The organism is Leptolyngbya sp. Heron Island J, from assembly GCF_000482245.1.
Lineage (GTDB): Bacteria > Cyanobacteriota > Cyanobacteriia > Phormidesmidales > Phormidesmidaceae > Leptothoe.
In genome coordinates this window covers 72293-84346 of record NZ_AWNH01000053.1, presented here as the reverse complement: position 1 = coordinate 84346, position 12054 = coordinate 72293, and the positions used below count along the sequence as shown (strand labels likewise).

General features: G+C 48.8%; 11 protein-coding genes. 10 read left to right on the top strand and 1 reads right to left on the bottom strand.

Annotation, left to right across the window (positions count from 1 at the left end; genetic code table 11):
- Positions 1–178 precede the first annotated feature (178 nt).
- From N836_RS54830 to N836_RS54805, 6 genes are all read left to right on the top strand, one after another.
- On the top strand, positions 179–811 hold the full coding sequence (locus N836_RS54830; protein ID WP_023073353.1) for a hypothetical protein: 633 nt from the start codon (positions 179–181) through the stop codon (positions 809–811).
- A gap of 165 nt (positions 812–976) precedes the next feature.
- Entirely contained in the window at positions 977–2728 is a 1752-nt protein-coding gene (locus N836_RS54825) for a vWA domain-containing protein (RefSeq protein ID WP_023073352.1), read from the top strand.
- Positions 2728–3108 (top strand): hypothetical protein, encoded by a 381-nt coding sequence (locus N836_RS54820; protein WP_023073351.1) that lies wholly within the window; start codon positions 2728–2730, stop codon positions 3106–3108. The genes N836_RS54825 and N836_RS54820 overlap by 1 nt, the downstream gene beginning before the upstream one ends.
- 413 nt (positions 3109–3521) lie before the next feature.
- Positions 3522–4151, top strand: coding sequence for a hypothetical protein (locus N836_RS54815; RefSeq protein WP_023073350.1), 630 nt, complete (start codon positions 3522–3524; stop codon positions 4149–4151).
- A gap of 116 nt (positions 4152–4267) precedes the next feature.
- On the top strand, positions 4268–4750 hold the full coding sequence (locus N836_RS54810) for a hypothetical protein (protein WP_023073349.1): 483 nt from the start codon (positions 4268–4270) through the stop codon (positions 4748–4750).
- Positions 4751–5138: 388 nt separating this feature from the next.
- Positions 5139–5681 (top strand): opioid growth factor receptor-related protein, encoded by a 543-nt coding sequence (locus tag N836_RS54805; protein ID WP_023073347.1) that lies wholly within the window; start codon positions 5139–5141, stop codon positions 5679–5681.
- Between the two features lie 316 nt (positions 5682–5997).
- Here N836_RS54805 and N836_RS54800 read toward each other — a convergent pair whose 3' ends face one another.
- Positions 5998–6912 (bottom strand): LysR family transcriptional regulator, encoded by a 915-nt coding sequence (locus tag N836_RS54800; protein ID WP_023073346.1) that lies wholly within the window; start codon positions 6910–6912, stop codon positions 5998–6000.
- 146 nt (positions 6913–7058) lie between these two features.
- Between N836_RS54800 and N836_RS54795 the strand changes: the two genes are divergently transcribed.
- The 4 genes from N836_RS54795 to N836_RS54785 all read left to right on the top strand — a co-directional run bounded on the left by N836_RS54795 (position 7059) and on the right by N836_RS54785 (position 11983).
- Positions 7059–7646 (top strand): nuclear transport factor 2 family protein, encoded by a 588-nt coding sequence (locus tag N836_RS54795; RefSeq protein WP_023073345.1) that lies wholly within the window; start codon positions 7059–7061, stop codon positions 7644–7646.
- A 56-nt stretch (positions 7647–7702) separates the two neighbouring features.
- Positions 7703–7858 (top strand): hypothetical protein, encoded by a 156-nt coding sequence (locus N836_RS76570; protein WP_023073344.1) that lies wholly within the window; start codon positions 7703–7705, stop codon positions 7856–7858.
- 412 nt (positions 7859–8270) lie between these two features.
- Positions 8271–8936 carry a dihydrofolate reductase family protein gene (locus N836_RS54790; protein WP_023073343.1) on the top strand — a complete coding sequence of 222 codons (666 nt, stop codon included), beginning with the start codon at positions 8271–8273 and terminating at the stop codon, positions 8934–8936.
- 296 nt (positions 8937–9232) lie between these two features.
- Positions 9233–11983, top strand: a complete 2751-nt coding sequence (locus N836_RS54785) for a LuxR C-terminal-related transcriptional regulator (protein WP_023073342.1) — start codon at positions 9233–9235, stop codon at positions 11981–11983.
- Positions 11984–12054 lie beyond the last annotated feature (71 nt).

Below are 12054 nucleotides of genomic sequence, written 5' to 3'. Positions count from 1 at the left end.
ATTGTGCGTAAATTCTGTGCCGATCAACTGGCCATTCCTTTGAAAGCCGCTTGGGGATGGTCCGTTGATTTTCTTGCTATGACTGGTTAGCGACTCCTTCCACTACCATTGAGAAAGCCACGCTGTAGTCAGTGTGACTGTTGGGCTTTTTTACTCAAGCGCATGGAGGCGCACCCCTATGCCAATCAACTGGCCAGCCTTAGGACGACACCCCCAGACGTATGTATTACTGTTGGGGACAGCTTTTGGCTATGGTTTGCTGATTGCCTTTGCTGGTAACCGCCCGGTGGCCTGGATTGGGGGCGGGGCGGTGGCAACGGCCATGGCCGGTAGCTGGATAACGGGCTATCGTTCGTCAGCCGTTGTGGCCAATGACCACAGCGACCTACTCAATCCCATGAGCTTTCAACGGCGGATTGAAGCTATTCAGACTAAGGTTGCTCGCGATAGCTATCGGACCTGGCAGCCGGTCAAAGATTGGGCCTTGCAATCACAAACCTTTGCGGTGCGTATTTGCGATCGCGAACCTGCCCTGCGCACCGAACTGCTGGAGGCGCTATACACCGTGGTTAATTTGGCTCAGCAGGTGGCCGATGGTCTGCAGGTGCAGGCCCAAATTCAAACCCCCACCTATCAGCAAATGGCTAAAAAGCAGCTGAAACAAAGTTGCGATCGTATGCAGCAAACCCACCAGCAACTGCAGCAGCTACAAGACCAGGTGGCCCTGGCTAGCCTCTCCCAGGGAGACACCTCCTTGCCCCAGCGTTTAGAAACCTTAATTGCCGCCAACAAAGAGATTTTAGACGCTTAAATCTGATACAAAATCCTGGTTACCTGCCCCCGATATCCCAGGGCAACCACAAGGGATTGCCCCTACGGGGTTCTCCATTTTCAATCGGAGTTACTGAATTCGGATTTGGTATGACTTGCCAAATGCCTAGATACCCGGCCAACAGCTTTTTAATCCTGACAATCAATGTTTAAAAGACTGATTCCAAACCGCACTTACCGCACTCTCATCAGTGCCGCTCTCGGGTTGATGGTTACCCTGGGGCTGAGTTTTTTGGGGGGCTGTCAATCACCGGTTACTTCTCTAGAAACCGCCCAATCTGCCCTGAACAAGCAGGTGCTACCTAACATTAACGTAGCTAGCAATTTAGTCCCCGACGAATTGGCCAGCCGCTATACCGTCGATCAAATTGCAGAACCCCTGCCCAACATTGACGATTTCCCCATCTATGGAGCCTCACCCCAGGCCGATCAGGTCTATCTAGAAATTTACAGCTCCTCTGAGAAGGCCAATATTGACCGACAAAATGAACGTTGGTTAGTAGAGGTAGCCGAGGCCTTTAACCAGCGTCAAGAAAAGAGCAGTTCCGGTAAAGTCATCCAGGTGGGTATCCGTAAAATCGCTTCGGGTACAGCCGCTCGCCTGCTTGGTGCAGGGGCCGTCCAACCTGCAGGCTATAGCCCCTCCAACGATTTGTGGGTCTCCATGATCATAAGCCAGGGCATTAAGACTACCCCGGTAGCTGAACGCCTGGTGGCTAATACCGCCGGATGGGTGGTCCCCGGCGATGTGTACCAGCAGCTCCAGGGCAGCGGGGACGTTTCCTTTGATAGTTTGCTCAATGCCATTGCCGCTGGTCAAGTCAGCGTGGCCTATCCCAATCCCTATAAAAGTTCTACGGCCCTGAACTTGCTATATACCCTCTATTGGCGAGCGGCCGGTCACCAAAAGGACGGTGGGGCACTGACCAAAGCTGAGCTGCAAACCCCCCAGGTAAAATCCGTCTTTGACCAGTTTCAATCCCAGGTGCTGATCACCACACCCACCACATTGGAGCTGCAAGAACTCTTTTTGAGAGACCAGACCAAACTCCAGGCATTCCCCCTGGAATATCAAAACTACCTGGCCCTTAAACAGGTGGCTGGGTTTGAATCCACCGAGTTTATCCCCTTTGGCATTCCCCACAACAATCCTCTCGTGGGCTTTGACTGGAACAACCCTGAAACCGCTGCTGCCCTGCAACAGTTTGCCGCCTTTGCCCAGTCTCCTGACATGGTGCAACTGGCCAATAATCAAGGGTTTGTGGATACCGATTATCTCAAGGCGACCCATCCTCCTATCCCCGATGGAGAGACCCTGTTAGCAGCTCAGTCGAGCTGGAAAATCAACAAAGACAGCGGTCGCACCGTCTATCTCGAAATGGTGATTGACACCAGCGGTTCCATGGATGGCGAACCCCTGCAGGCGGTCCAGGCCGGTTTGCGGGTTGCTAGCCAGCAAATCAACCAGGGTAACCAGGTGGGGTTAGTCACTTTTGCTGACCAGCCGGTACGCCGTCTGGCTCTTACTCCCTATGATGAGCTACAGCAGAAAAAACTGTTGGCGGCCATTGACCAGCTCCAAGCTGATGGCGGCACGGCGATGTACGATGGCGTTATGGTGGCCTTGGCTGACCTGATGGAAAAACGAGCCAATGACCCCAATGGTCGATTCTATCTGTTACTCCTCTCCGATGGTGAAGTGAATGAAGGACACCTATTCCGCGATGTGAAAGACATTATGGAATATAGCGATGTGCGCTTCTATCCCATTGCCTACGGTAACGTTAATGAGGCTGAACTCCAGGCCATCGCCAGTCTGCGGGAGTCAACGGTGAAGCAAGGCAATCCCGAAAATGTACAAACCTTGTTTAAGGACTTATTCCAGGTAAATCTGTAATGGCCCCCAACAATCCGACAAAACGCTTGATTAGTACTCTTAGCCTGGGCTGGTTAGCCTTTGGTGGTCTGGGTCTGGGGTTACGTTATGCTGTGCAAGTGCCAGAGGTTACTGTTATTATTGATCAAAGCTATTGCCCCCCGGCCCAATGGCAGACTGCTGTAGTACAGCCCTATACCGATCTGTACCAAAAGAGTCAGGCGAATCAGCGCAAGATTGCCCAGGTGGTGGTGGTGACTGATATTGATCAAACCACCCTGGCTATAATTCCTAAGCCAGATGAGCTGGGAAATCCCTTTGGCCAGGCTCCTAGCCCTGAGACATTGACGGAGTTACAACAACAGTTTTCAGAGACTGTTGTGCTCAAATGTGGCCAGTAGGTGAGGTCACACGCTGAATGGAGCATTGTTCGTAGGGGCATGCCCTTGTGGCTGCCCTGAGAAAATGATTCTGTTTTCGAAATCCTGACAGGTAGCACCAATCTCGCAGGGCTGGCGCTTGTTATGAAAAAGGATGTAGCGACGAATCTACTGAACGTAGGTTTCCTCAGTTCGATAGGAATAATGCTTCAGCCGAATAGCATCACGTACTTGATCAAGTAGTTTTCTAGGACGAGGCTCAGACGGTGGCATGGACTCAAGATAGAGGACCGGATGATAAATAAATCCTAAGTAGGATGGGTCCGATATAGGAGGGATGATTATACTGAAGCTTGTAACCTAATTACCCGTATGGGGTAGAGAGGTGGCAAGTTTCCCCTAATAAATAGTTATCTGGCAAAGCCTACACAGTTATGGATTCGCCCGACTGGATCAACAACACAACGGTAGCCGATAACATCGTCGTTGAGATCGGGTTTCTGATTGCGTCGTCGTTCTACACTGGCCCTGAAAACGATTTCACGCCGGAACAATGGGAAACCGCACGCGAACCGCTCTACTCACCAAACGTGGAACGTTACGGTGACTTTATCCTTTCCGGTGTGGTCGCGGAAGATGTGCCCGAACTTGTCGCCTATTACAAGGACGTCTTGCGGTTAGCGGATTTGCACGGCAAAGACTGCGATCAACAAGGCCATTACTTCTGGATGCGACCGCTTGTGCTCCAACGCGGATTATTTGCGATGACCTTCCCGTGGTATGACACCATGTCAGAGACTGACAGCTTCTTACAACAAATCAAGGCAACTGATGATGGACAAATCTTCTGGGATATAGACCAAGGCTGGGAAATGGAAGCGTTTGCACTTGGCGACTGGCTATACTTGCGCGAAAGCAACCCAGACGAAAACGAAGATCATTTCCTGATCAAATGCAACAAAAAACAACTACAGTCGCAACTCGATCCTTTGCTTTCTCAGATTGGAAACATCCTTCGCAAACTCAGATACGAGGTTGGCGCAGACTATTGGTCAACGCGATAATTGACGGATAACGAGGCAATGCGCCAGAGCGGGCTACGTTGATCACTCGCGTTAGTCCGCCCCGTGCTCTTAGACATTATTCCACTGAGTCTTTGCGTGAATCGAACGTTGCAATCATGACCACTCCTTTACGACTTGATGATTCACAACGTGAAGACAACGACGCGGCGGTTTACAAACTACTGACGCGTGATGTGTGCTTCCTGTTTCACGAACTCGCCGTATACCGGCATATTATCGGCGACCTCGACTATGCCAATGACTATGCGATTCCCTACTGGATACTGATTAACCGAATTGAAACTGGCCGTGATGATGATCGCTTGATTCGATCGGGGATCCTGATTCTCTTTTTGGCTATGCTTCAAGATGAATTCGACGGTTCAGGATGCTGGATTTCCAACCATCTAGATGCTGTGTCTGCCGCCCTACATCAATTTGTTCCCGAAGATAACGAAATGCTGCAGCTATCAGACTCGGTGTTGCATGGAATCGAACTGCTCCGCGCTAATATTAAATCGGACGACAGATTCGACGGTGATTTAGCTTGGGCGTACAATACTTTTGTGCGACGCTACTTTGAAGACTCGACTGCCTGATGATGTATCGTGGCATAACAAACGGATGGACTGCGGAATTAGCTGGGTGGCTCGCTTTGCTCGAAAGAATTATTTCCCCGCTCGTTCATCCTCGGCGTTAGGTTCCAATGTCTGACTACCCAGGTCCATTCAGACACTATGGTTTTTGTTGCCTTAATCATTACGTTGATGTTATTTCAAGCATAAAGCCGGAGATTGTGCGTCGTGTTGTGGCCTAACATATTTCCTGAGGCGGACATGAGAAATACTATTGATCTGCTACCTGATCCTATGCAGGAGCGGACGGAATGAGTAATCTGGGTTTTGGTGCAAAAATGTTGGCTGCCGCCCAGCTCCATGTTACGTCTCTCCCTCAGCAAATATCTGAAAATTGCAGAGGTATTTTTTGATGTACTCCGAACAAAAACTTACAGCAATGATCGTGCCATTCTATCAGGGTGAAAAGTCAGACCTTGAGGGGCGCAAAATACAACAAATGTGGGCATGGGATTTTGAGGAACTAGAGTGTGCTCACGATTACATTCAATGGTTATTTCCCATTGCCGAGAAAAGCCACTTTAATCTCCATGCTCCAGTTGTAGATGAGGATGTTATCCAAGCATTTAGGGAAAATCCTCATCTACAGAAAAACTTGTTCCAGTCATTCTCTGTGATGCTTCATTTCTATGGGTTAGCGATCTCTAAGGATGAACAAGGCAAGGTAGTTGTGGAGAAATCGGAAAACTACCCGGATCGCAAGCAAGAATGGGTAAATATGCTCAACCACAACTATCTTCGTATTACCCGAATACTCAAATGCTTAATGGCTTTCGGCTTCATACAGGAAGCTCAAGCATTTTATGAATGTCTACAGAAGATTTATCAAGAAGACAGCGACCAGATTGGTGGTGAGACATTTCAATACTGGACAGATGCGATTAACTCTGCATAATATGCTGGGCTGTATTAATTGTTAGGTACCGCACCGCTAGGTGCATTAGCCATCTTAACCTGCTCATTAGGAGTAACTTTGAGGGTTATTTTCATGACTGCATAAATAAACTGACACTAAATGCGGTGCTATAGTAGTGTCATGGCTACTCATTCATCTTTGCGGGTCGTGAGTGAGGATATTTATGGATTTAGCGATCGCAGATTTCAAATCAATTAGGAGTGAGGACAATAGGGATTGAGTCTTTCCAATCAGGTGACGCCGCAATGGTTTCTTTCACCATAGCGATCGCCACATAATTCGTCACTATCTTCAACTACACTGCACATCTCTCTATAAAAGTCTCCTTTTGATCAGTCATAAATTCCACAAAGGCACGAATTCTAGTGGCAACGAAGCGGCGATCAAGATAGCAAATCCAAATGGGAATTTCTGGCGGGCGATAGGGTCTTAGCACTTCAACTAAGGTGCCAGCGGCGATCGCATCTTTTGCTAAAAACAACGGCATTTGGCTAATGCCCAGTCCTGCGATCGCACTTCTCACCACCGCATCAGCATTATCCAATACCACAGTCCCACTGCCGCTGTAAGTCTTCTGTTCTCCCGCTACATGAAACATCCAGGGGTAAAGCCGTCCCGTATCACGATTACGAAAATTCAGACACACATGCTCTGCTAGCTCATCGGGATGGTGCGGTTCTCCATGCTGATCAAAATAGTCCGGTGATCCACAGATGCCCATGGGATAGGCCACCAAACGACTGGCAATTAGGTTAGCGCTATCACTGAGCTGGCCAGTTCGCAGTACGATATCAATCCCTTCAGCAGCCAAGTCTACCGCGCGATCGTCCATAGAAATATCCAACGTAATGGCAGGGAATGTTTGGGTAAACGCCTTAAGCAAGGGTACAACGCAGATACGCCCAAAGGCGGGAGAAACACTGACAGTCAAGCGTCCCTGGGGAGTCGCTTTATTGCCCTGCACTTCAGCCGTAAGCGCCTCAAATTCGATCAACAACTGCTGACAGCCTTCATAGAACCGGCTTCCATCCGGCGTCAGGTTAACACTGCGTGTAGTGCGGTGAAATAGCTTGACGCCTAAATCCGCCTCTAGCCGAGCGACGGCTTTACTCACCGCTGAAGTCGATAGCCCCAAAACATTCGAGGCCTTGGCAAAGCTCTCTACTTCAGCAACGCGAACAAACGTCTGAATGTTAGACAGGCTCTTCATGGCTCATTGATGAAAAAAAGTGGATAAAGAAGTGATTTTTAACCCCTTCTCAAGGTATTGTAATCCAAATATCTTGTAATCAATGACGGCAGAGCGCAATTACTTGCGATCAGCTCTGAACCAAAATCTTTAGAGGTCTAACTATCATGACGGTTCAACCCCCGACTCAAGCACGGCTGTCCACACAGCTGCCCGATGCACTCTTTGCGCAATACACCACAGCAACACCGGCTCTATCCGCTGCAGACAAGCTGGAGATTATCGAAAAGCTACATTTACTAGAACTGATCTTTGATACCCGCCGCTATGACGTTATGAATGCCATTTTGACTGAGGATTTTGTTTTTGATCATGGGTTGGCAAAGCGACTGGATCGAGATAGCTTCAAACAACTCTGGCAGGAAAACGCTCCGATTTTACTCGATGGCATTCGCCACCAGCTTAACAATGTTTTGGTCTATGGCAATCCCGATGGCACTGCCACCGCAGTGGCCTATCTCAATGTCCTGAAGTTTGCAATGGCACCAGATACTGAAACGATTGATACGCCTCACTTGCTAGCCCATGCAGTGCAGGTGGTTCAGCTCCGACAGGAGAATGATGTTTGGAAACTGGTAAGCCTAACCATCGACCAAATGGCTGTTTCAGACCTGTTTGGCCTAGATAAAGCAACCCAACATTATTTTGCGGCTTTGGCAGGCGATCGCGATCAGCTCCGCCAGCCACTGTTCTAAACCCATTTGTATCTTTATCAAGAATCATCTCCAACGACAAATCAGCAAAAGCAATTGTGGCACAGCTGATAGAAGATAGCGGTGGTCGTCCGTTCGATCTGGACTCTCTTGATAATGTCAGCCTTATGGAGATTCGGGGCACGTTTGCTCTGAGCGATGCTCTCACCCTGAGTAATGCCCTTGAAAAACGGTTACAGATCCTTAGATATTAGTGGTGGCATAACAATCTGGTTAGAGCGGACTGTAAAGTGACTGCCGTTGTTATATGGTGGAGTTGCTTTCAGCTGCTCAATCGAAACGTTAGGCGACACCGACAACTATCGTAGAAGGCAATTTTCTATAGCTGAACTAGTCTTGCTAAAATCCTGCCAGTTTCTTCGATTTCCTCATAAGACCTTTATCTTTTTGTTCCAGAATTAGAAAGCCAGGATAACAAGGTTGGTTTGTACCTTCTAACCCAATGATATGACAATATCGAAAGAGTTGTTACGATCATTGTAATGTCTATTAATTACACAAGCTAACATAGACCCATGCACTCTGATCGCTAAGAATTACAGGGTTATACGGCGAAGTTTAATGGCGGTGAGTGCTGAGTAACATTAGTCAATAGGAGGAGATCGTTTGAAACCGAAAGTGATTCTGTATACTGCGGCGAGCTTGGATGGTCGAACTACGGGGTTCTCTGTCGATATGGGTTTGTTCTACTCATTGGCGCAACGCTGGAGTGAAAATGCATCCCTCGTGGGCTGTGATACCCTTCTCAATGTACCGGATGAGATACCTGAAGATGAGGCATCCGAAGTATCCACGATCTCACCGAGTGCAGACGATTCACGCCCCATTCTGGTAGTTCCAGACAGTCGCGGGAGACTCAAGAGCTGGCACTATTGGCGAGAACAGCCGTATTGGAAGGATTTTATTTCTTTGTGCACCAAGAGCACACCTCCTGACCATGTCGAGTACTTGAAGCGCAATGGTATCAAGACTATAACGGCGGGAAAGGAGCACGTGAACTACAGGCAAGCCTTCGACGTCCTGCATCGTCAGTTCGGGACGACCGCAGTGCGGGTAGACAGTGGAGGAACGCTGAACGGGGTGTTGCTCAGGGCTGGACTAGTCGATGAACTCCACCTCCTGGTACATCCGACCCTGGTGGGTGGGATTACTCAGAAGACGTTTTTTCGGGACGCACATTCGGAGCAGGCAGGTGAGATTGCCCTGAGATTCCTGGGATCTGAGTTATATTCTGAGAGGATTCTGCTTCTCAGTTACGCAGTGGTGAAGTAACGCTTGCTTACCCAAAGCATTTACAACGTCACAGCAACATCTTTTTCTGACTACGTCGATGATGAGTACCATCATCATTACCCGTGACCTATTGCCCATTGCCTCACCAGCATGTATTCATCTCAAGCGAGAAGCGCTATATTTGACGATGGTTGAAACCACTTCCTAAAAACAATCACCTTTTACAAAAAACATGTCTACACAAAATATATTTTTTCGGGCATTGTTTCCAGTGAGTGTGGTGCTGGCCCCATGAGTTTCATCCAACTGTTTTTAAGTGTTTTATAACTTAACGAATGTACAGGCCGATTTTAACCACCAAGCTGTATATTCCACCACCACGACCCAATGCTGTGGTGCGATCGTACCTGATTAAACGACTGAATACAGGGCTACACTGCAAGCTAACCCTGATCTCTGCTCCTGCGGGCTTTGGCAAAACAACGTTGCTCAGCGAATGGGCTGCCGTCTGTAAACAACCCGTGTCCTGGCTGTCACTAGATGAGGAGCATAATGATCCAACTCGCTTTCTGGTTTACCTGGTGTCTGCCTTGCAAACGCTTACCTTAAGCAAGGTCGAGGGGGCTCCTCAACTCGGTGAAGAGGTTTTAAGTGCCTTAAAATCACCCCAACCACCCCCAATCACTTCAATTTTAACGACGCTGATCAATGAGATTACGACCGTTTCCAAATACTTCATTCTTGTCCTTGATGACTACCACCTGATTGACTCCAAACCGGTGGATCAGGCACTGGAATTTTTGGTGCAGCACCTGCCGCCATCCATGCACCTGTTTATTGCTACCCGCAAGGACCCACCGCTGCCCCTGGCACGCCTGCGTGCGCGGGGGCAGGTGACCGAGCTACGCGCTCTCGATTTACGCTTTAGCCAAGTCGAAACGGCGGAATTTCTTAACAAAATGGATCTCAATCTCTCGGTAGAAGAGATTACTGCCCTTAAAAACCGCACTGAAGGTTGGATTGCCGGACTGCAGTTGGCCGCGATTTCCTTACAAGGCCATCCAGACACGGCCAACTTTATCCGATTGTTCTCCGGTAGCCATCATTTTGTGCTGGATTATCTGGTTGAAGAGATTCTAGAACAACAGCCCGAACGTATTCAGCACTTCCTATTATCCACATCCATTCTTGAGCGCCTATGTGGTTCTCTTTGTGATGCTGTTCTGCCCCAATCTTCTACCCCAGGCCAAGAAATCTTAGAATATTTAGAACGTACAAATCTGTTGCTGGTGCCCCTTGATGATAAACGTGAGTGGTATCGTTATCATCACCTGCTCACGGATGCTCTGCAGGCACGCTTAACTAAGGGGCAGTCCGATAAGATAGCTGAGCTACATTTAAGGGCATGTGCCTGGTACGAGCAGCATAATTTTCGGGCTAAGGCGATCCACCATGCCCTCGCTGCCCAACATTTCGAGCACGCGGCGGATCTGATCGAACTAGAATGGTCAGCGAATATTGGCTCCTATTATCAGAATGCAATCTGGACAGAATGGGTGCAGACTCTGCCAGATGAGTTAGTACGAACCCGGACTATGCTCAGTCTTGGCCTGGCCTGGGAGTTTCTTTTCTCGGGCCAGTTACGGGCTGCAGAGGACCACCTGAAGGACGCAGATCGTTTCTTAGCAGTCCACACTAGCGATTCTCTTAAGGCTGCTTTCAGCCATCAGAATGAGAAAATACTCCGTTCGCAACAAGGGTTATTAGGTCTTGCTTGGGCGTTTCATGCTCAGGCACTTGGCGATAATGCTGCCACTATTAAACATGCCCGGCAAACCCTCAACCTTCTCTCTGAGACGAATCACTATATCGCTGGCCTGGCAAGCTCTCTGCTAGGTCTGGCTTATTGGCGAAATGGAGAGTTGGCGACGGCTATTCAGTATATGTCCGATGCGATCGCACGCTTGCGGTCGACAGGGCATATACTTTTCGCCATCAGTGGGGCCTATACACTGGCCGGCATAAAGATTGCCCAGGGGCGTCTTTTGGACGCCGTCAATATTTATAAAGAGGCTTTACTCTTTGCGATAGCACAAGGCGAGCCGGTGGGCACAACTGACTTACATCTCGGGTTGAGCCAGCTGTATCATGAACAGGGCAACGAAGAAGCGGCTCAACATCACCTGCAGCAATGCGAGGCACTCGGAAAACCAGCCGCATTACCAGAATGGCCCTATGGCCTATATCTTGTTCAGGCTCAATTAAATGTAGAGCAGGGAGAGCTGAATGATGCTCTCACGTTACTCGATGAGGCGGAACAGATCTACCATAGAAGTCCTGTTCCTAATGTATATCCTGTTGCTGCATTGAAGACGCGGGTATGGCTCCGACAAGGCAGACTGGCAGCAGCCCTCGGCTGGGTACGTGAGCAAGGTCTGTCCATTGATGACGAACTCAGCTATTTGCAAGAATTCGAGTACATCACCTTTGCCAGAGTACTTATCGCTCAGTATAGACGTGACCAGACAGAGGAGACTTTTCAAAAAGCGATCGCACTGCTGACACAACTATACTCAGCGGCAGAAGCGGGAAGCAGGTCAGGCAGCATGATTGAGATCCTCATCCTGCAAGCAATTATAAATGAAGCACACAACAATATCTCCTCCGCTGTTCAGTTTTTGGAACGTGCCTTTACCCTGGCAGAAACTGAGGGGTATCTCCGTATTTTTATAAATGAAGGCCAGCCCATGGCGCGTTTACTCTATGAGGTCCTTGCTCGCAACATATCACCTAACTATGTCCAGCGTGTGTTAGCTGCCTTTCCTCTGAACGAATTGGAACACAAAAAAACATCCAAAAAACAATCTCAAACAGCCGGATTGCTCGAACCATTAAGCAAGCGAGAAATCGAAGTGCTCCACCTCATAGCCGATGGTCAGACTAATCAGGAAATTGCGACCACACTATTCCTTTCGGTGAATACCGTGAAAGTCCATACTCGAAATATTTACGGCAAACTCGATGCTCATCACCGGGCAGATGCCGTTGCGAAAGCCCGTGTTTTGGGGGTTTTGTCCTCAACGTAGTTATTAGGTTTCCTATCACCTCATTTCCCTGGCAATTACTCCTCGACTAATACCTGAGTGGTATGACGCTT